Origin of the sequence: Mycobacterium deserti (genome assembly GCF_025345615.1) — a bacterium.
Taxonomy (GTDB): Bacteria; Actinomycetota; Actinomycetes; order Mycobacteriales; family Mycobacteriaceae; genus Mycobacterium; species Mycobacterium deserti.
The window spans coordinates 138091-156741 of record NZ_JAODWD010000006.1; the positions used below are offsets into that span (position 1 = coordinate 138091).

General features: G+C 67.0%; 22 protein-coding genes. 16 read left to right on the forward strand and 6 right to left on the reverse strand.

Translation table 11 applies throughout. From position 1 onward, the window contains the following. The first annotated feature begins 64 nt into the window (after positions 1-64). The 3 genes from N4S67_RS23370 to N4S67_RS23380 are packed head-to-tail and all read left to right on the forward strand — an operon-like array spanning position 65 to position 3011. Positions 65-766 (forward strand): hypothetical protein, encoded by a 702-nt coding sequence (locus N4S67_RS23370; protein ID WP_260995425.1) that lies wholly within the window; start codon positions 65-67, stop codon positions 764-766. Continuing rightward, complete coding sequence (locus N4S67_RS23375) at positions 757-1572, forward strand: SDR family oxidoreductase (protein WP_313959981.1); 816 nt, start codon at positions 757-759, stop codon at positions 1570-1572. Before N4S67_RS23370 ends, N4S67_RS23375 begins: the two co-directional genes overlap by 10 nt. Continuing rightward, a complete protein-coding gene (locus tag N4S67_RS23380) occupies positions 1569-3011 on the forward strand; it encodes a cytochrome P450 (protein WP_260995426.1) in 1443 nt (480 codons plus the stop codon). The genes N4S67_RS23375 and N4S67_RS23380 overlap by 4 nt, the downstream gene beginning before the upstream one ends. Positions 3012-3015: 4 nt before the next feature. Here N4S67_RS23380 and N4S67_RS23385 read toward each other — a convergent pair whose 3' ends face one another. Further along, positions 3016-3906 (reverse strand): ATP-grasp fold amidoligase family protein, encoded by an 891-nt coding sequence (locus N4S67_RS23385; protein WP_260995427.1) that lies wholly within the window; start codon positions 3904-3906, stop codon positions 3016-3018. Positions 3907-4030: 124 nt separating this feature from the next. Between N4S67_RS23385 and N4S67_RS23390 the strand changes: the two genes are divergently transcribed. The 7 genes from N4S67_RS23390 to N4S67_RS23420 all read left to right on the forward strand — a co-directional run bounded on the left by N4S67_RS23390 (position 4031) and on the right by N4S67_RS23420 (position 9394). Continuing rightward, positions 4031-4237, forward strand: coding sequence for a zinc ribbon domain-containing protein (locus N4S67_RS23390; RefSeq protein WP_260995428.1), 207 nt, complete (start codon positions 4031-4033; stop codon positions 4235-4237). Positions 4238-4294: 57 nt separating this feature from the next. Next, the gene (locus N4S67_RS23395) at positions 4295-4882 is read left to right on the forward strand and encodes a COG4315 family predicted lipoprotein (RefSeq protein ID WP_260995429.1); all 588 of its coding nucleotides are present in this window, start codon (positions 4295-4297) and stop codon (positions 4880-4882) included. Between the two features lie 59 nt (positions 4883-4941). After that, positions 4942-5772 (forward strand): LLM class F420-dependent oxidoreductase, encoded by an 831-nt coding sequence (locus tag N4S67_RS23400; RefSeq protein ID WP_260995430.1) that lies wholly within the window; start codon positions 4942-4944, stop codon positions 5770-5772. Between the two features lie 82 nt (positions 5773-5854). Then, on the forward strand, positions 5855-7060 hold the full coding sequence (locus tag N4S67_RS23405) for an acyl-CoA dehydrogenase family protein (protein WP_260995431.1): 1206 nt from the start codon (positions 5855-5857) through the stop codon (positions 7058-7060). Beyond that, positions 7023-8240, forward strand: coding sequence for an acyl-CoA dehydrogenase family protein (locus N4S67_RS23410; RefSeq protein WP_390893518.1), 1218 nt, complete (start codon positions 7023-7025; stop codon positions 8238-8240). Before N4S67_RS23405 ends, N4S67_RS23410 begins: the two co-directional genes overlap by 38 nt. A gap of 14 nt (positions 8241-8254) precedes the next feature. Then, positions 8255-8479 (forward strand): hypothetical protein, encoded by a 225-nt coding sequence (locus N4S67_RS23415; RefSeq protein WP_260995433.1) that lies wholly within the window; start codon positions 8255-8257, stop codon positions 8477-8479. Then, positions 8480-9394: a nitroreductase gene (locus N4S67_RS23420; RefSeq protein WP_313959982.1), complete on the forward strand. Its 915-nt coding sequence runs from the start codon at positions 8480-8482 to the stop codon at positions 9392-9394. A 3-nt stretch (positions 9395-9397) separates the two neighbouring features. Here the strand turns inward: N4S67_RS23420 and N4S67_RS23425 are convergent, their stop codons facing one another. Both N4S67_RS23425 and N4S67_RS23430 read right to left on the reverse strand, forming a co-directional pair. Continuing rightward, positions 9398-10627: an oxygenase MpaB family protein gene (locus N4S67_RS23425; RefSeq protein ID WP_260995434.1), complete on the reverse strand. Its 1230-nt coding sequence runs from the start codon at positions 10625-10627 to the stop codon at positions 9398-9400. 2 nt (positions 10628-10629) lie between these two features. After that, positions 10630-11067 (reverse strand): pyridoxamine 5'-phosphate oxidase family protein, encoded by a 438-nt coding sequence (locus N4S67_RS23430; protein WP_390893495.1) that lies wholly within the window; start codon positions 11065-11067, stop codon positions 10630-10632. Positions 11068-11324: 257 nt separating this feature from the next. Between N4S67_RS23430 and N4S67_RS23435 the strand changes: the two genes are divergently transcribed. The 4 genes from N4S67_RS23435 to N4S67_RS23450 all read left to right on the forward strand — a co-directional run bounded on the left by N4S67_RS23435 (position 11325) and on the right by N4S67_RS23450 (position 15080). After that, a complete protein-coding gene (locus N4S67_RS23435; protein WP_260995436.1) occupies positions 11325-12176 on the forward strand; it encodes an acyl-CoA thioesterase in 852 nt (283 codons plus the stop codon). Positions 12177-12252: 76 nt separating this feature from the next. Continuing rightward, positions 12253-12660, forward strand: coding sequence for a YciI family protein (locus tag N4S67_RS23440; protein WP_260995437.1), 408 nt, complete (start codon positions 12253-12255; stop codon positions 12658-12660). Beyond that, a complete protein-coding gene (locus N4S67_RS23445) occupies positions 12660-13820 on the forward strand; it encodes an RNA polymerase sigma factor (RefSeq protein WP_260995799.1) in 1161 nt (386 codons plus the stop codon). The genes N4S67_RS23440 and N4S67_RS23445 overlap by 1 nt, the downstream gene beginning before the upstream one ends. Positions 13821-13883: 63 nt before the next feature. After that, positions 13884-15080: an NAD(P)/FAD-dependent oxidoreductase gene (locus tag N4S67_RS23450; RefSeq protein ID WP_260995438.1), complete on the forward strand. Its 1197-nt coding sequence runs from the start codon at positions 13884-13886 to the stop codon at positions 15078-15080. Positions 15081-15092: 12 nt separating this feature from the next. Here N4S67_RS23450 and N4S67_RS23455 read toward each other — a convergent pair whose 3' ends face one another. After that, on the reverse strand, positions 15093-15551 hold the full coding sequence (locus tag N4S67_RS23455; protein ID WP_260995439.1) for a hypothetical protein: 459 nt from the start codon (positions 15549-15551) through the stop codon (positions 15093-15095). A gap of 169 nt (positions 15552-15720) precedes the next feature. Here N4S67_RS23455 and N4S67_RS23460 point away from each other — a divergent pair, with 169 nt between their 5' ends. Beyond that, on the forward strand, positions 15721-16341 hold the full coding sequence (locus N4S67_RS23460; protein ID WP_260995440.1) for a TenA family protein: 621 nt from the start codon (positions 15721-15723) through the stop codon (positions 16339-16341). On the opposite strand, the gene N4S67_RS23465 is transcribed toward N4S67_RS23460, so the two are convergent. Both N4S67_RS23465 and N4S67_RS23470 read right to left on the reverse strand, forming a co-directional pair. Next, positions 16338-17588, reverse strand: coding sequence for an MFS transporter (locus tag N4S67_RS23465; protein WP_260995441.1), 1251 nt, complete (start codon positions 17586-17588; stop codon positions 16338-16340). The genes N4S67_RS23460 and N4S67_RS23465 overlap by 4 nt on opposite strands. Further along, positions 17585-18061 carry a MarR family winged helix-turn-helix transcriptional regulator gene (locus N4S67_RS23470; RefSeq protein ID WP_260995442.1) on the reverse strand — a complete coding sequence of 159 codons (477 nt, stop codon included), beginning with the start codon at positions 18059-18061 and terminating at the stop codon, positions 17585-17587. The genes N4S67_RS23465 and N4S67_RS23470 overlap by 4 nt, the downstream gene beginning before the upstream one ends. Before the next feature lie 126 nt (positions 18062-18187). Between N4S67_RS23470 and N4S67_RS23475 the strand changes: the two genes are divergently transcribed. After that, on the forward strand, positions 18188-18640 hold the full coding sequence (locus N4S67_RS23475) for a VOC family protein (RefSeq protein WP_390893496.1): 453 nt from the start codon (positions 18188-18190) through the stop codon (positions 18638-18640). Positions 18641-18651 lie beyond the last annotated feature (11 nt).

Sequence of the window (18651 nt, forward strand, 5' to 3'; positions counted from 1 at the left end):
CATTGACATCCGAGAGAGATATCTGGCACGGTCTCGTACCAGATAGTGAAATCAGGAGGAACGGATGACATCCACAGTGGACGGTTCGGCACCGCCTGCCGCAACCCGAGGCAGAGGCGCAACAGCGTTCGACGACGGCTCGCTGCTGACCGAGTTGAGACAACTCTCGGAGTCCTCGCCCACACTGGCGCGCCAGCACGGATGGGAGTACCTGCGTGAGCTGGGACGCCACGGACGACGTGATCAATTGAAGGCGCTGTACGCGCGAGGTGTGCTGCCGGAACGTCTCGACGGTCCCTACGAAGGTCTGATCGTCGGCAAGCTCTTCGGCATCGTCGAGGCTCACTTGGCGAACCCGCTGCTGGCCATCAATCCGACCTGGCGGGGTAAGACCTTCGACGCAGAGTCGGGTACGGGCTTCAATCGGTTGATTCCTCTGGCGCGCTTCGCAATGCGGGTAGTGGCCCCGCTCTACAACGGCGTGCGCCGAATCGGTCCCGAGGTCGCGGGTTTTCACTTCCAATACGGCCCCGGCGTCGGCGCGATCGCACCTGCGGTTCCAGTGTGTGCGTTGAACTACGGCGTGGAGCAGTACCGCAATCCGAGCGTAAGAACCTTCCCGATCAAGCGGACCCGCGACGAGATCGTCGAATTGCTGCCCGGTCTCTACCTGGGGCGGGCCCTGCTCACCATGCGCAGCGGCGAGGTGCGGCTGATCGCGTACTTCGCCCTGCGTCGCTTCGTCGAGGAGGACGTGTGCCCGTGATCGACCTCGCCGAAGCCGTTGTCTGCGTCACTGGCGGCGCCCGGGGGATCGGACGTGCCACCGCCACCGAATTGGTGCGCCGAGGCGCGCGTGTGTGGATCGGCGACCTCGACGAGGACGACGTGCGGCGGACCGCGCAGGAAATCGGCGCACAACCGGCGCACCTGGACGTCACCAAAGAGGACAGTGTCGGCCGGTTCTGGGCGGCGGCGAACGCCGATGGCCCCGTGCAGATGCTGGTGAACAATGCCGGCATCATGCGGCTCGGGCCCTTCCTCGACCAGGATCTCGACGGCCACCACCGGGAAGTAGCAGTCAACCTGCTGGGCGTCATCAACGGCATGCACATGTTTCTGCCCGACATGGTCGCGCGCAACCGGGGTCACATCGTCAACGTCGCCTCGATGGCCGCCAAGGTCACCACACCGGGAATCGCGGTGTATTGCGCGACGAAGTTCGCCGTCGCCGCCCTTTCCAGAGCCGTTCGCACCGAAATCGGACACACCGACGTCACCATCACCACGGTCCTGCCTGCGGCTGTCCACACGGAACTCACCGCTGGCGTCTCGCTGGACCTGCAACCGGTCCTTCAACCGGACCAGGTCGCCGTGGCGATCGCCGACACCGCCAGACGACCCGGTCACGAGATCACGGTGCCCCGATGGCTCGCCCCCATGGGCGTCATCGAGGAGGCCGCTCCCGAAGCACTTCTCAACGCGGCCAAACGCATAGTCACCCGGCGTCGACCGCCGGGCCACTATGACGCCGACGCGCGCGAGGCGTACCTCGACAGGATCGGCCGATGAGCCCGCTCGCCGGTGCGCTGGCACCACCGACGTCGCTGGCCGAGGCGCGGCACCGGGCGCAGGCCCTCGGAGCTGCGGTCACCTCCCGGTTTCCGAGCAATGACCGGCCTCTGGCGCTTCCACCGGCTGACTCGCGCCTCGCACCTGTGATGGGGAACTACGGCGTGCCGTACCTCGGTCATGTGCTGTCCTCGATCGCCGATCCGCTGGAATTCGCGAGGGATCGCTATGCCCGGTACGGGCCGGTGTCCTGGGCGGGCGGCGTCGGATACCGCGTCGTCACGCTGATGGGACCCGAGGCGTTGGAAACGGCATGGGTCAACAAGGACAAGGCGTTGTCCAGCACCCGAGGCTGGCAACCGGTCATCGGGCCCTTCTTTCACCGCGGGATCATGCTGCTGGACTTCGAGGAGCACCGCGACCATCGCCGAATCATGCAGCAGGCATTCACGCGGACCGCTCTCAACGACTACCTCGCCAGAACCGCCGACGGCGCCTCCCGGGCGATCTCGGGATGGCAGCCAGCAGAACGCTTCCCGGCCTACCCGTCGATAAAGCACCTCCTGCTGCAACAAGCCGCCGAAGTGTTCGTCGGCACGCGGTTGGGCCAGGAATCGGACCAGCTCATTCGCGACTTCCACCACACCGTGCGCGGCGGACAAGCCATCATCCGCGCGGACGTGCCAGGCGGTGTCTGGGCCCGCGGTCTCAACGCCCGCAAACGCCTCGAACGTTACTTCAGGGCCCAGATACCCTCACGTCGCCGCGGGGACGGAGCTGATCTGTTCTCGATGTTGTGTCGCAGTGAATCCGAAGACGGCGAGCGCTTTACCGACCAGGACATCGTCAATCACATGATCTTCCTGCTCATGGCTGCGCATGACACCACAGCTATCGCGCTTTCGATGCTGGTCTACGAACTCGGACGGAACAGCAACTGGCAGAACGCGTTACGCGACGAGGCCGCGACCAATCCCTGCGATACGCCCACTCTCGCGGACCTGGAGCGCTACCCGCTACTGGACGCCGCGTTCAAGGAAATCCTGCGAATGTACGCCCCCGCGGGGAGCCTCTTCCGCCAGGCGATCACCGACACCGAGATCTGCGGGCACTTCATACCCCGAAAGAGTCAGATAGCGATCAATGTGTACGCCTCGATGCGCCTGGCGGATTGGTGGCCGGACCCGGACACGTTTGATCCGTCGCGATTCGACAACGGCGCCAACCGTGCGGCGGTCAGCCGCTACGCTTTCGCTCCGTTCGGCGGCGGCGCCCACAAGTGCATCGGCCAACAATTCGCCGATATGACCGTCAAATCGGTGATGCATCAACTGTTGCGATCATTCCGGTGGGCGACTCCACCCGGCTACCGCGTCCCCCTGACATGGGGGACTGGTCCGACGCCGGCCGACTCGCTGCCGATGATCCTCGCGCGGTAGAACCTCATCGGTAGCACCTGGGTACGGTCCACGGGCGACCGAACTCCTCGTCGAAGGACTCGGGATCGAAGGGGCTGTCACCGCCGGCTGGAAAACTCGTCAATTCGCCGAAGACGATCCGTCCGTCGACGTTGTAGAGATCAACACGAACGAAATCGGTTTCAGTTCCCAAGCATTCGGCGATGTTGATCATCTCGGTCAGGTGGGTCGGCTTCGCGGGTTCGGGATCCGCCAACGGCGGCCCACCGCGCAGTCGTATGTGCTGCCAATCGGGGCGGAAGAAATCCTGTGTCCGGTGTCCGAACCGACCGCTGTCAACTTGAACGAACGCGCACCGGCCGTGATAGACGAAGAACTTGTAGTCGTCGGGCACCGCGCCGTCCGCGCCGGCGAGCATCTCCTCGACGATGACCCGTCGCGGCATCTGCCCGTACACCCACTCGCGGTTCGGTCCCTGACCGTAGAGCTGGGCCAACCAACCCTGCGCGATCCGGATCACGTCGTCCCGTGAGGCGTACTCGGGACGAACGTGTCGGTACACCCAGCTGCCCTGCTCTGACGGCAACCGCGCCGCGGGCGAAGCGCGGTCGGAGACCACGACTGCCGCTCCGCTGCCGTGCGTCGGCTTGACCACGTACGCGGCGGGCAGGCCGACGCGGTGCAGCGCCTGTGGGTCATCGACGATTGCGTGAGCCCAGGGAAGATATTGCGCGCCAATCATGTTCGCGACGTAGTCGCGTACCGCCGCCTTGTCGGCGAATGTCACGACGAGCGGGCGGTGGTCCCGCAGCATCTTGTAGCGCACCTTCTCGCGGAAGGTGCGCGGATTGCGTGTGCGCCACAGGCGCACCCCGCGCACGAGCCGACTTCGCTCCCGCCAGCGCACGCCCTCCACGAGCTCAAGCTACGGCCGGCCGGTCAGCTGACACCCGCGGCAGCGAGCCTGGCCCACATCCCGCTCGACGCGGCCCGCGACCGGCCCCCGACCGCTCGGTGAAAGTGCCCCATACGCTGGGGTCATGTTGTTCTTCCTCTTCGGCTACGGCACGAAGCAGAAATATCTCGGTGCGGGGCAGGTGCGGACCTGTCCGCGCTGCCACAACACCACCCAGTGGACCCGCATGCGGGAGTTCAAGCAGTTCACGTTGTTCTTCGTTCCGGTGGCACGGTGGAAGCGCCGGCAGTTCGAGGTGTGCGGCGTCTGCGGCACCGTCGTCGCCGGTTGAGCACGCCGCGTCCGCGCCGCGTTTGAGCGGCGACGCTCCCGGGGAAAAGAATCGACCATGCCCACGCCACGAAGTTCGGCATCACGCTGCCGCCCGATCGTTGCACACACGTCACTGCTGTTGGTCGGCGTCATCGCGCTGACCGCGTGCTCGGCACGGGAGAACAAGGAGGCCGTCAGTTCGGCCACCTCGAGTACGCAGAGTTCGGTCGTCGCTCCGAGAACCGATGCGGTCACCGCGGCGCCCAACCCGCCACCGTCGACCGACGAGGCCCCGCCGATCGGAGACGTCTCCCTGGCATTCGACGACCGGGGCGACCTGGGCCAGATCATCGTCGACGGCACGGGCCGCACCCTGTACGCGTTCTCCCAGGACGCTGCGAATGGGCCGGCGTGCTACGACGCCTGCGCCGACAGCTGGCTGCCGCTGCTGGCGAAGGGTGATCCCACGGGTGGCACCGGCATCGACGTGGGGGCGGCCGCCACCGTCCCGCGCCGCGACGGCGGTAACCAGGTGACGTACAGGGGAATTCCGCTGTACCGCTACGCAGGTGACAAGGTGGATACCGACGCCAACGGGCAAGGGCTGGACATGTTCGGCGGCGAGTGGCATGTACTGACCAAAGACGGCCGGCCGCTGGCATAAGGAATAGCTTCGATGTATGGGGCGTTGGCAGCGCTTAACGACTGCAGTCAGGTGCGCACATGAAGTTCGGGATCTCCACGTTCGTCAACGACGACACGATCGACACCGTGTCGCTGGCCCGCGCCATCGAGGAGCGCGGATTCGACTCGCTGGCCGTGGCCGAACACACCCACATCCCGGCAAGCCGTGAGTCCGCGTACCCGATGGGCGGCGACCTGCCGTCGATCTACTACCGGACCTTGGACCCGTTCGTCACGCTCGCCGCAGCGGCCGCCGTCACCTCCAGCATCCAGCTGATCACCGGTATCGCGCTCCTCATCCAACGCGACCCGATCGTCACGGCGAAAGAGGCCGCCAGCATCGATCTGATCTCCGGCGGCCGGTTCGTGTTCGGTGTCGGCGCGGGATGGAACATCGAGGAACTGCGCCATCACGGCACCAACCCGAAGACACGCGGCGCGCTGTTGGACGAACGCGTCGAAGCCATCAAAGCGCTGTGGACCACCGATCCCGCTGAGTATCACGGCAAGTACGTCGACTTCGACTCCTCTTACCTTCGTCCGAAGCCGGTGCAGAAGCCGCACCCGCCCATCCTGATCGGCGGGGACTCCGATGCCACCGTCAAGCGGGTCATCCGGCACGGGGCTGGATGGATGTCGAACCCGGCACCCGTCGAGCACCTCAGAGGCCGCATCGACCAGATGCGGGAGGGCGCAGGCCACGACGTCCCGCTGACGACGTTCGGCACACCGATCGATCCGCAGTACTGGGGTGCGCTAGAAGGCCTTGGCTACGGGCAACTGAACCTGCTGTTGCCGACGAAGCCGCACGACGAATCCCTTCGGCTGCTCGACGAGTACGCCGAAAAGGTCGCAACGTACCGCGGCTGAGTCCAGCCGTTGAGGCCGTGAGGCCGCCGCACCGAGATCCCCGGTGTTTCTCGACGGGTGTCGAGTTCCTATGGTGGCTGATATGAGCAATGACGCTGAGGCCGAACGGGTCGCCGAACTGGCGCGCGGAGTCGTCGCCGAGCACGACCCCAAACAAGTGCCCGTCACCGAATTCCTCGGTGCCTGTTATGACGCCGGCCTGTCTTGGGTTCACTTCCCCGAGGGCCTCGGCGGGCTCGGGGTGTCCCGCGGCCTGCAGTATGTCGCGGACCTTGTCCTGCAGGGCGCAGGTGGACCGGTACCGCTCGGCCTGAACCCGATGGGTTACGGCATGGCCGCACCGACCATCCGTGAGCACGCGCTGTCCGACGACGTGAAGCGGCAGTGGCTGCGGCCGCTGGCAACCACCGAAGATCTGTGGTGCCAGCTGTTCTCCGAGCCCGGCGCCGGCTCCGACCTCGCCGGGCTGGCCACCTCCGCGGTGCGCGACGGCGACGATTGGGTGATCAACGGCCAGAAGGTGTGGACGAGCCTGGCCCATCGGGCCCGCTGGGGCCTGCTGTTGGCGCGCACCAACCCGGACGTGCCCAAGCACAAGGGCCTGACCTATTTCGTCATCGACATGCACGGAGACGGCGTCGAGACTCGACCACTTCGTCAGATCACCGGACAGGCCGAATTCAACGAGGTCTATTTCACCGACGCGCGCATCCCCGACAAGCACCGCCTCGGCGACGTCGGCAACGGTTGGAACGTCGCGATGACGACGCTCATGAACGAGCGCACCGCGCTCGGCGGGAGCGGCAGCCGCCGTGGGGCGGGCACCATCGCCGATGCCACCGGGCTGTGGGCGTCGCGGCCGGAGCGTCAGACGCCGGTGCTGCGCGACCGGTTGACCCAGTTGTGGCTGCGCTCGGAGGCGCAGCGGCTGACCTCGGATCGCTCACGGGCCGCCGCCACAGTCGGGGGTCCGGGCCCGGAAGGGTCGATCGGCAAGCTGGTCGGAGCCGAACTGAACCAGCACATCTACCAGTGGTGCATGGATTTCCTTGGGCCAGAGGGGCTTCTGTACCACGGGTACGAGCAGGGCGGCGCCGACATCGACGCCAGGAAGCACAGCGACTGGCAGGGTCCTATCCAGCAGCGGTTCCTGCGCAGTCGCGCCAACACCATCGAAGGCGGCACATCCGAGGTGATGCGCAACATCCTCGGCGAACGCATACTCGGGCTGCCAGGCGATCTGCGTGCCGATGCGGGCATGCCATGGAAGGAGATCCCGCGTGGCTGAGAAGCTGACGGATCAGCCCGAATATCAGGCTGAGTACAAGTTCACTGACGAGCAGGCCCAATTGCGCGATGCAGTGCGCAAGTTCAGCGCCGAGCACTTCGCCGAGGACAGGGTGCGCCGGTTCATGGAGTCCGACCCGCCGTTCGACCCGAAGGTCTGGGCGCGCCTCGGCGGCGAGCTCGGTGTGCTCGGCCTTTCGGTACCCGAAGCCGACGGCGGTGTCGGCGGCACACTGGTCGATCAGGCTGTCGCCATCGAGGAGCTCGGGGCACGGCTGGCGTGCGGGCCGTTGTTCGGCACGGTGTATCTCGCGATCCCCGCACTCGTGGCCGCGCCGTCCGGCCCTGCGCGCGACGAGCTACTCGGCGAGCTCATCGAGGGCCGCCGCACGGCCGCTGTCGCAGTCATCGACAGGGCCGGAGTCTTCGACCCGGATGCGGTCACCGTGACCGCATCCGGAGATGCTTTGTCGGGCACGGTGACTCAGGTCGTCGATGGCGGCAATGCCGATGTCCTACTCGTCGCCGCACGAGGCTCTGACGGCATCGCCCTGTACGCGGTCGACACCGCCGCGGACGAAGTGCAGCGCGCGCCGTTGGCCACGCTCGATCTGACCCGTCCCGAGGCGAACGTCACGCTGTCCGACGCCCGCGCACGTGTGATAGCCGACCCCGGGGAAACCGCTCGAGTACTCGACCACGCCCTGCAGATCGGCTCGGCGTTGCTGGCCGTCGAGCAGGTCGGCGCCGCGCAGCATCTGCTCGACCTTTCGGTCGGGTACGCGAAGACTCGGCTTCAGTTCGGCCGGCCGATCGGCTCGTTCCAGGCGGTCAAGCACCGGCTCGCGGATCTGCTGGTCGATGTCGAACACGCGAGATCGACCGCCTATCACGCAATCTGGGCGCTCACCGACGGGTCCGATGATCCGGCGTTGGCGACGAGCATCGCGCAGGCAGTGTGCTCAGCCGCCCTGACCCATGTCGCCACCGACACCATCCAGGTGCACGGCGGAATCGGCTTCACGTGGGAGCATCAGGCGCACCTGTATTACAAGCGGGCCGCGACGAACGCGGTGCTGTTGGGCAGCGCCGAACAGCACCGGGATCGGGTGGCGGCAATGGTGCTCGACGGCGCCGGCGTCGACCGGGTGCCACGGGTCGCCGACGGCCTCACGGTCTGAAGCGAAGGTTGACTGTGACAGACGAGTTGTGGCGTGTTCAGATCGGTGAGGTGGATGATCGAGGTAACACGGGGGTGCCGCCGGTGCCGACCACCGTCTTCGAGGGTGACGAGCAGGGCGCAAGGGCGGCTTTCTCGGAATGGTCGGGCAAGGCCGATAGCATGGGTTATCGGTATGTGATGTTGCGCAAAGTCGGTGAAGTGGTGGACGTCTGGGGGACTCCGCCGGCCGTCGGGTAGGTGTCCGACCGCTGGTGCGCGGTCCGGGCGATCATCGGGTGGACGGGGGTGAGACGGCTGGCCGCTCGGTTCCCCCGTAGGGACACGCTTGAGACGGCCCTCGATACGGCTGCACGCGCTCCTTCGCGGCGAAATCTGCAGCCGTGGCGATGGCGGGTCGATGGCGGCGGTGTGCACCTCTACGCCGACTGGCGTCGCCGGGCCGGTGACTCGCTCGATGACCGGCGCGACGTGCTCCTTGGATGCGGGGCCGTCCTCGATCACTGTGCCGTTGCGCTCGCTGCGAATGGCTGGTGCCCGCGCATTCGTCGATTCCCGGATCCGGACGATGACAGCCACCGGGCGATAATGGAGGTGATCGAAGGGCCATCCCGCGAACCCGATCTCGAACTGGCTGGGGCAATCCCGCGTCGCCGAGCCGACCGTCGGCGGTACGGCGCGCAGCCTATTCCGGCGGGCACCCTGGAATTGCTGCACATTCGTGCGGCGCGGATGCAGGTCGAACTGGCGGTCGTGCCGCGCCTTCGCTGGTATCGAAGCGACGGCGGTGACGTCGCGCTTCGGTATTCCGAGCGAGCTGGTGACCACGCGCGCGGTTCGGATGACGGTGCGGTGATGCTCGTGTTGAGCACGAAACGAGATGACGACTCGATGCGCATGCGGGCCGGCGAAGCGCTGAGTCACGTGGTCCTTTCGGCCACCGCGATGGGGTTCGCGACGTGTCCCCTGACGGAGCCGCTGAACGACATGCGCAGTCGTCTCGCCTTGGCGTGCGAGGTGTTCGACGGTGAGGCCTACCCGCAGACGCTGATCCGCGTCGGCGTGCCTGCTTCAGATGACGACCCGCCCGCGCCTGTCGATCGACGGCCGGTCAGCGAAACGACTACGTGGGCTGATCAGTTCAGCGCCCGCTGAACGTCAACGCCTAAGCGGCACAGCGGCTTCGAACGACGCTGCCTTGCCGGCCGACTGCCACTGCAGCCAGTCTTCCCACCGCTTGACGTTGGTCCGCTGCCATCGGCGGTCGACCCGCGGCGAGACACGACGCGCCGCCTCCATTGCGAGGATGAACGGAGACCGCAAGAGCAACAGAGCGATTCCTGGCAGGGCGGACGGCAACCGGTAGCGGCGGCGGTTCCACGGCAACATGTACAGGCCGAGATAGCCGGCCTGCACGCGGTAGTGGTACTCCGCCCGCACGCGAGCAAGGCCACGATGCGTGGGCGCCGGAGCGAACGCGGACACAAAGGACTCGACCAACTCGGTGCCGCTCTCCGCACTGTCGTAACTGCGCGCGGCGTCGGCCATGAACAAGATGCGCCAGGCGTCGGCTACGGTCTCGGGGAAGTATCCGTCGCATCGAACGCCCACCAAATGGCCGCAGTAGCGGTTGAAGTGCAGCACCGCGCTCATCTCACGTGGTGAGGTGACATGCCCGAGGAGGAACAGGCCGAACGCGGGGGCGACGCTGCCGCCGAGCAGAGTCAGCAGCATGGCGGACTGGCTGATCGGCAGACCCCATCGCTGCGCATCCCATTCGGGATGCCGCTTGACCCTGTCCCGAACACTGACGTGCATGATCCGCACGTGCAGAGAGATGTTGCGGCCCAACGATCCCGGAGTCAGGATGGCTCCCGGGCGGCACACTTCGATCCACCAGCGTGAGGTCTCGAGGTAACGGTGCAACGCCCGCTGGCCGGCGTACCCACCGGACAATGACAGCGGCACCGCGAGCCAGCCCTCGGTGTAGGTGTCGTTGGTGCCGGCATTGCCGAGCGCCCCGAGCGCGTACGCCCAGCGACGCCAGACGGCGGCGCCTTCCTCGACGAGTTCTGGCTGCACCCAGTTCGGGAGCTGCTCGAATTCGTCGAAGAGCGCGCGCATGGACGCGGGGGCTTGGGGAACGTTGTCGATGCCTTCGCGCTGCGCCCTCTCGACGAGATCGCGAGCCTTCCGGGCGCCGACCTTCCCGTGGTACGTCTCGGCGACGAACCGCTCCGCCACGGGGTCGCCCTGGTTGAGTCCGTTGATGAATGCCCGTGCGACCTCGTCGGAGGGGAAGAGGTCGACGCCGGTGAGGCGCTTCGCCAGACCGCGAAGGCGGGTGCGGCGCGCGTTGACCGCCGGATACCGGAACGCGGTGGGCATGGTCACATCATGTACCGACTGACCTTGTCCGGGTGAATGACGACGCGAACCCAATCCTGGACCAGCAGCTCGGCGAGGTCATCGGCGCGGGCCGGGTCGTCGAGATCCCAGTAGCGAGCGGCAAGACGCCTGCACAGGTCATGCGCGCCGTTGGGTTCCACTTCTGCGCGGCCGGCGACCGACACCCACCGCTCACGCTCACCGACGGGAGCCGCGACGACGACCGAGGCGCGCGGATCACTTGAAAGGCGCCGCACCTTCGCGGTGTCCGGGCCCGTGAAGAACTGAACCGTGCCCTCGTCGGTGGTCTCGAACCACACCGGACGCGGTTGAGGTGGGCGAGGGCTGTCGGCCACGGACACGAATCCGTAGAGCGGCCGTCGGAGAAACTCGAGATCCTCGGCGGTCAGCGATGGGGCGTCGTTGGTCATGACTCCCATTCAACCGAACATTATTGCGGCGAACCGTCCTCTTCGCCTTCGGTCGGGAGGGCCTGGGCTCCCGGCGTCGCGGGGGTAGTCAATACTTCTTCGGTTTCCTTGTCGGGCTCCGGAGTGGTCATCACACGCCTTCCTTCACATCAGAGTCGTTGATGCGCCGTGACACATGGCTTGCAATTCGTAACGGCGCTGCCAGGTCCATACCCGTACCGAAGCCGCGATAATCCCCGAACCTGCCGGCACGGCATGATGCCCTGGTGACCTACCGATCCCCGACCCTGGCCGACCTCATCGCCACCCTGCAGGTCGAGCGGGTCGACGAGAACCACTTCGTCGCCGACCAACTCGACAACCCGGCCCACCACATTGTCGGCGGTCACATCGCCGGCCAGGCGCTCATGGCCGCGAGCCTGACCGCACCCGGCCGCTCACCGCACAGCGTGCACGTCTACTACGTGCGCGCCGGCGATGCCCGCCGTCCGGTCGACTTCCTCGTCGACGTGGCGCGCGACGGCGGCACGCTGTCCACGCGCAAGATCACGGCGCGCCAGGACGACCAGATCCTGCTCGAAGCGCTTGCGTCCTTCAGCGCTCCGCTGGATTCGCTCGACTACCAGCAGGTGATGCCCGATGTGCCTGCACCGGAATCGCTTCCGCCGGTTCAGGAGCAGTTGGCCGACTACGCCGACGAACTCGGCGGGCACTGGGTTCGGCCGCAGCCATTCGACCTCCGCTACGTCGACGCGCCACCGCGGGTGGCCCTCGACTTGCCCGAGCCCCCGCCGCGGATGCGAATGTGGTGGCGGCCCAACGGTTCGGTACCCGCCGATGACGTTCTCAACGATTGTCTGCTGACCTACTTGTCGGGCACGACGATGGTCGAGGTGGCGCTCGCGCGCCGCCACGCGACGCCCGTCAGCACGTTCAATGCCCTCATCGACCATGCCCTGTGGTTTCACCGGCCCGTCGACCTGTCGGATTGGGTGCTCTCGGATCAGGTTTCGCCCACCGGCATCGGCGGGCGGGGGCTGACGACGTCGACGATGTACAACCGGGCCGGCCAGCTGGTGTGTATCGCGACCCAGGAGTTGTATTTCGGCCGAGGCTGATGTCGAGAACGTCGTGACGGCTCCGTCCCAGGTATGAGTGACCAACTAGGGTCGCCAATTGCGAAGGGAGAACCCCATGGCCAAGTACCTGTTCCTCAAGCACTACCGGGGCGCGCCGGCATCGGTCAACGACGTGCCGATGGATCAGTGGACGCCGGCCGAGATCGAGGCACACATGCAGTACATGGAGGACTTCGCGGACCGCCTCAGAGACAGCGGCGAGTTCGTCACCAGCCACGCACTGGCGTCCGAAGGCGCGTGGGTCCGCTACGGCGGCGAGGGGAAGCCGCCCGTGACCGACGGGCCCTTCGCCGAGACGAAGGACCTGATCGCGGGCTTCATGATCGTCGACGTCGACTCCCACGAACGCGCCCTGGAACTGGCCGGCGAATTGTCCGCGGCACCCGGTGCGGGCGGGCGGCCGATCCACGAGTGGCTCGAGGTGCGGCCGCTGATGGGCGCTTCGGACACCATTCACGAATGATGAAGCACGCCGTGGTGGACGAGACGCAGCTGAGGAGCCTGATCCCTGGCGTGCTGGCGGCCCTCGTCCACCGCGGGGCCGACTTCGCGACCGCCGAAGACGCCGTCCAGGAGGCGCTGGTCAAAGCGGTCGAGACCTGGCCGAACGGCCAGCCGAACGACCCCAAGGGTTGGCTGATCACCACGGCGTGGCGGCGCTTCGTCGATCTCGCGCGGTCCGACGTCGCCCGGCACCGCCGCGAACAACTCGTGTCCGACGAACCGCCACCGGGACCCGCCGCGTCCGTCGACGACACGCTGCAGCTGTACTTCCTGTGCGCGCACCCGACGCTCTCCTCGGCGTCGGCGGTCGCGCTGACACTGCGGGCCGTCGGTGGGTTGACGACCAAGCAGATCGCGCAGGCCTATTTGGTGCCCGAATCGACCATGGCGCAACGGATCAGCCGCGCCAAACGCGCGGTCAGCGACGCGCGACTCGACAGCCCCGGCGATCTGAGTACCGTCCTGAAAGTGCTGTACCTCGTGTTCAACGAGGGCTACAGCGGCGACCCGAATATCGCAGACCTCGCTGAGGAGGCCATCCGGCTGGCCCGGCAGCTCGCCGCGATGACCCCCGACGAGGAGGTCGCCGGACTGCTCGCGCTGTTCCTGTTGCACCACGCGCGACGCCCGGCCCGCACGCGTGCCGACGGGAGCCTCGTGCCGCTGGCCGAGCAGGACCGCAGCCTGTGGCGCACCGATCTGATCGTCGAGGGCGTTGCGGTGCTCCAGGCCGCGCTGGGCCGCGACCGGCTCGGCGAGTACCAGGCCCAGGCCGCGATCGCCGCGCTGCACGCCGACGCGCAGACCGCCGACGACACCGATTGGGTGCAGATCGTCGAGTGGTACGACGAATTGGTCCGGCTCACCGGCAGCCCCGTCGTGCGGCTCAACCGCGCCGTCGCCCTCGGCGAAGCCGACGGACCGCGGGCAGGACTCGCGGCGCTCGCCGAACTCGACCCGGCTCTGCCGCGCTACACCGCATCGTCCGCTTATCTCCACGAGAAGGCGGGCGATCTCGCCACCGCGGCGCAGCTGTACGCGCAGGCCGCGGCGCAGGCGCACAGCCTCGCCGAGCGCAACCACCTCACGCTGCGAGCGGCCACGCTTCGCCATTCGTGACATCCCGTGACAGGAGGCCGCCGGATCCGCTTACCTCCCACCGAAGCGGGGTAACGCCGGGAAATGAGTGCTGCCGACGACCGACACTTCGACGTCCTGATCATCGGCGGCGGCAACGCCGGAGTGAGCGCAGCGGCCAGGTTGCTCCGCAAGGGTGTCAAGCGCGTCACTGTCATCGAACCGCAGACCGTGCACACCTATCGGCCCCTGCTGTCCTACGTCGGTGGCGGCGAGGCCAGCCTGCGCAGCGCGGAACGCACCCAACGCTCGGTGATCCCCGGCGGGTGCACCTGGATCCACGACTCGGCAGTCGCCGTCGACGCCGACCAGGCAACAGTCGAATGCGGGTCGGGGGCTCGCTACCGCTACGACGATCTCGTCATCGGCACGGGACTGGTGCCCGACACCGATGAGCTGCCCGGCGTCCACGACGCTTTGCGTACACCGGCGGTCGCGAGCAACTACCTCGACCACGCCGAGAAGACATGGCGTCTCGTGGAGGCGATGCGCCGGGGCCACGCCGTCTTCACGGTTCCCCGCGCGCCGGTCAGCTGCACCGGCACGACCATCAAGCCGCTGTTCCTCGCGGCGGGATGCTGGAAACGGGCGGGGCGCCGCAACGACATCGACATCACACTCGTCATCGACCGACCGCACCTGCTCGGTGTGCCGGGGTTGGACGGACGACTCTCAGAACGATTACGCGAACTCGACGTTCGGGTGTTGTACAACGCCCGGGTCGATGCGCTCAAACCCGAAGATCAGGCGATCACGGTCGCCAACGGCGACGCCATCGAGCAGCTGCCCTATGACCTGCTGCACCTCGTTCCGCCGTTTCGCGGCCCGCACTGGCTGGAGGCGTCGGGACTCACCGGCGCGAACGCGCACGGTCTCATCGACGTCGACCCGACCACGCTGCGGCATCGCGCTCACCCGAGCATCTGGGCCGCGGGGGATGGTGCCGCCATCGACACCGATCCCTCCGGCGGAGCGTTGCGGCGGCAGGTCAAGATCCTGGTGGACAACCTGTTGGCCGCGCGTCGCGGCCAACCGATGAGCGCATACGACGGCTATACCGTCGCGCCCGTGACAACCGACCGGCGTCGCCTCATCGCAGGTGAATTCGACCGCGCCGGCGCCATCCAGTCGTCGTTGCCCTCGTTCATCGATTCGACGAAGCCCCGCGCCACTGCGTGGGCCTTCGACCGCTACGCATTACCGCAGATGTATTGGCACCTGATCCTCAAGGGACGGCTCTGAGCGGGCAACCGTCTACACGGATGCGCGCGTCGCACGGCCGGCGGGCGCGGCCGCAGGCGCCGTGGCCTCGCGGCGCTGGCGCCGTTCTTCGCGGTCGATCCGACGGTTGAGCACACGCTCTTCACGCTTGGTCAGCGCACGGCCCTTGTGCGCGAGAAGGTCGAGTTGTTGCCAGCTGAGCCCGTCGAGATCGCCGTCGGCGTCATGGGTGGCCACGACAACGCAGCCGTGAAGGAGCGGAACGCTCTTAGGGGTGAAATTGGTTGTCGACAGCAGTAATTCGGTGGCGACGCGGTTGATGCGCCGTTGGCACCGACGTGTCGACGCGGCAAACCAGAAGTCGAACTGCCGGTCGGCGCTGGTCAAGCAGTGAAGCCCTTGGTTCTGGATCAGCTGGTCGATGTCGGCCTTGGTGTAGGCGCGGGTCTCATAAGCGATTCCGTTCGGGGTGAAGTAGAGAACTGTGTTCATCCGTATGTTCCATTCCACTCTTTCTTCGATTTTTGCCGTGTGGCGAGCCACGCCTCCACTGTTACTCGTGTTACCCGTGTGACAACTGAGACAAACCTGAATAACGATCGAGAAACGGTAGGTTTGATGCCGTTCGAGGCGACGACGACAGACGGGAGGCAATCGCGCTATGACTCTGTCCGCTCGGTTGTGGTCGGACAACAGCGACGTGGCTGCCGAAGTGCTCGCGCACCCCTTCGTCTGCGGAATCGGCGACGGCTCGCTGCCGAAGGAACTCTTCGCCGGGTATGTCGCCCAGGACGCCTTCTTCCTCGAATCCTTCGCTCGCGCCTATGCATTCGCGTTGACGCGCAGCCCGGACACCACGACGCTGCTGACCCTGGCCGATCTGCTCGCCGGCGTGCGGCAAGAACTCGGCTTGCACGAGTCCTACGCGCGCGACTGGGGCATCGACATGGCCGGGGTCGCGCCCTGGCCCGCGGCATTGGCGTACACCGAATTCCTGCTCGCGTGCGCGTCCACTCAGGACCTCAGCGTCACCTACGCGGCGATGACCCCGTGTATGCGGCTGTACGCGTGGCTCGGCGCCTCACTCGACCCATCGACGGCAGGTCCGTACGCCCAATGGGTTCAGACGTACGCCGACCCGGAGTTCGAATCGATAGCGCGTCTGCTGGAGCAGCTCCTCGACGACCGGGCTGAGGACACTCCTGCGGTGCGCACTGCGTACCGCAGGGCCATGCGGCTCGAACTCGCGTTCTTCCAGGCAGCTTTCGCGCCCGAAGCCTAGACGCCCTGCGGCAGCGGCCCCACCAGATTCGACGGGCGGCACCACAGCGCCACCACAAGGCTGAGCGCTGCGGCCACCGCGAACGCCGCCTGCACGCTGACCAGATCCGCCGTTCCGCCGAGCAGCGCCGCCGCGATCGGGCGCGAGCCGACGAACCCGACCAACCACAGCGCCATGATCCGGCCGCGCAACTCCTCGGGCGCGCGTTCCTGCACCACGGTGGCGAGCCCCGTCATCGCCCAGCCGAAGCCCAGACCCGTCAACGCGAAACCGATGAGCGCCACGGCGGGCACGGTGCCGATCGCCAGGACGACGCAGCCCAACGCCATTCCGCAAAGCCCGATGGACGACACCCGGTGGGAGGCCATGCGGCCGCCCATCATCGCAAGCACCGCCATTCCGACCGCCGCACCGATGCCGAAGGACGCCGAGAGGATGCCGACCAGGTGGGTGCCCCCGCCGAGTTGATCGGCCATCGACGGCGTCAGCGTGATCGACGGATCCGACGCGATACCGACCGTCGTCACCGCGATCAGTGCCAACAGCAGCGGGCGGTCCCGCCACACGTACCTGACCGCAGTGCGCACCCGGTAGTCGGCACCGGAGCGACGCACGGGCGGCGACGGGAAACGCACCACGACAACGAAGATCGTGAACACCAGGTGCAGGGCGGCGCTGACGGCGAAACCGGACGCCGAGCCGAGGTGGGCGGCCAGATAAGCACCCGAAGCCGGCCCGACGATGCGCCCGACAGTCATCGGCATGCTGTTGAGCGCCATGGCCGTCGAGAGTTCGCCGTCGCGAATGAGATTCGGGACGATCGACTGCATCGCCGGCCCGCCGACAACGAAGCCGAAGCCGACGAGCAGTGATCCGATGAGTATGGGAATCGCCGCGGCCATGCCCTGCAGCCCCGAGTCGACGAACAGCCACACCGCCACAAAGCCGGACCCCGCGACGCACAACACCCTGCCGAGCAGGATCTGTCGCACTGGGTTGCCGGTGTCGGCCCACTTGCCGCTGGTCGGCGTCAGGATGAGCTGCGGCCCGAACTGCGCCACACCGACCAGACCGACCATCAGCGCGGAGCGCGTCGCGTCATACATCACGATCGCCGCGACGATGCCGTGCGTCCACACGGCGACGACCGCGAACATCTTGCCCCAGAACAGCGCGCCGAACACGGGGTCGAACATCAAGCCGAGCGCGCTGCGCGGCTTCGGCGGGGCGGTGGCCTCTGCGGTCATCCCAGGACCGCGCGTTCGAATCGCTCGGTCAGTCGGTCGAGCAGAGACACCAGTGTGTCGACGTCGGTATCCGGCCAGTCGGCGATGGTCTCGGCGACCAGCTCTCGCCGCCGGCCGGTCACCGTCGCAAGCGCTTTGCGGCCCACGTCGGTCAGTACCAGCACGCACCGGCGCTGATCGTCGGTGGCGGAGGTCTTGGTGAGCAGACCGGCGGCGACCACGGCGCCCACGGTCCGGCTGGCGGTCGAATGCTCGACGGCCAGGTATTCGGCGACATCGGACACGGATGCCCCGCCGCCGGCCTGTTGACACTGCTCGACCGCCCGCAGCACCCGCAGGGTCGACACACTGGCCACGGGGTCGGCACCATCGAGCATTCGGCGTCGCCAGGACGGGCGCTGCCGCGCGACGTGCAGGCGAGTCAGCAGGTCGTCGAGCTGGTCGTAGCGGGACTGCGCCACACATATATGCATAGCACATACATATTTAATGGGCCGAATCGTTGTCCATCTCAAACGACCACGGGACGCTGTGCAGTCGCTTAGCCTGATGCCAACGCCCGCCGGGTCGGGCCGGCACCATCCAGCACGGAGGCCGCTTTGCCGAATCAGCTCCACCACGTCGTCATGCGCAGTCATTCTGCGAGCACCTTCATCCAATTCCTGACCGACGTTGTGGGCATGGACGTTGCGGGCCAGTTCCACGTGCCCGGTGAGGTGTTGCAGACCACGCTGGGGTGGCCGCCGTCCGACGGCGCACAGGTGACGATGCTCGGTAGCGGTGAGGCGGGCCTGATCGAGGTGCTCGACGTTCCCGAACACCTCCGCGGCGCGGCACCAGAGGGACTCGCCGCGCTGTCCTTCCTGACCGACGACTACGACAACGTGCAGACCAAGGCCCGAGCGATGGCCGACGATGTCACGGTTCTCTTCGGCGACATGCCGGGCGTCGATCTGTTCTTCTGCACCATGGGCGGCGTGCCGATGGAGTTCATGGGCAGCTACGACGCCGACAGTGCCGCCACGATGACGGCAAGTGGCGGGACCCCCTAGGCCGCGGGACC

Coding starts and splice junctions, on each gene's coding strand:
- N4S67_RS23370 (WP_260995425.1), top strand. CDS start 65: ATGACATCCACAGTGGACGGTTCGGCACCGCCTGCCGCAACCCGAGGC.
- N4S67_RS23380 (WP_260995426.1), top strand. CDS start 1,569: ATGAGCCCGCTCGCCGGTGCGCTGGCACCACCGACGTCGCTGGCCGAG.
- N4S67_RS23390 (WP_260995428.1), top strand. CDS start 4,031: ATGTTGTTCTTCCTCTTCGGCTACGGCACGAAGCAGAAATATCTCGGT.
- N4S67_RS23395 (WP_260995429.1), top strand. CDS start 4,295: ATGCCCACGCCACGAAGTTCGGCATCACGCTGCCGCCCGATCGTTGCA.
- N4S67_RS23400 (WP_260995430.1), top strand. CDS start 4,942: ATGAAGTTCGGGATCTCCACGTTCGTCAACGACGACACGATCGACACC.
- N4S67_RS23405 (WP_260995431.1), top strand. CDS start 5,855: ATGAGCAATGACGCTGAGGCCGAACGGGTCGCCGAACTGGCGCGCGGA.
- N4S67_RS23410 (WP_390893518.1), top strand. CDS start 7,023: ATGCGGGCATGCCATGGAAGGAGATCCCGCGTGGCTGAGAAGCTGACG.
- N4S67_RS23425 (WP_260995434.1), bottom strand. CDS start 10,627: ATGCCCACCGCGTTCCGGTATCCGGCGGTCAACGCGCGCCGCACCCGC.
- N4S67_RS23430 (WP_390893495.1), bottom strand. CDS start 11,067: ATGGGAGTCATGACCAACGACGCCCCATCGCTGACCGCCGAGGATCTC.
- N4S67_RS23440 (WP_260995437.1), top strand. CDS start 12,253: ATGGCCAAGTACCTGTTCCTCAAGCACTACCGGGGCGCGCCGGCATCG.
- N4S67_RS23445 (WP_260995799.1), top strand. CDS start 12,660: ATGAAGCACGCCGTGGTGGACGAGACGCAGCTGAGGAGCCTGATCCCT.
- N4S67_RS23450 (WP_260995438.1), top strand. CDS start 13,884: ATGAGTGCTGCCGACGACCGACACTTCGACGTCCTGATCATCGGCGGC.
- N4S67_RS23455 (WP_260995439.1), bottom strand. CDS start 15,551: ATGAACACAGTTCTCTACTTCACCCCGAACGGAATCGCTTATGAGACC.
- N4S67_RS23460 (WP_260995440.1), top strand. CDS start 15,721: ATGACTCTGTCCGCTCGGTTGTGGTCGGACAACAGCGACGTGGCTGCC.
- N4S67_RS23465 (WP_260995441.1), bottom strand. CDS start 17,588: ATGACCGCAGAGGCCACCGCCCCGCCGAAGCCGCGCAGCGCGCTCGGC.
- N4S67_RS23470 (WP_260995442.1), bottom strand. CDS start 18,061: ATGCATATATGTGTGGCGCAGTCCCGCTACGACCAGCTCGACGACCTG.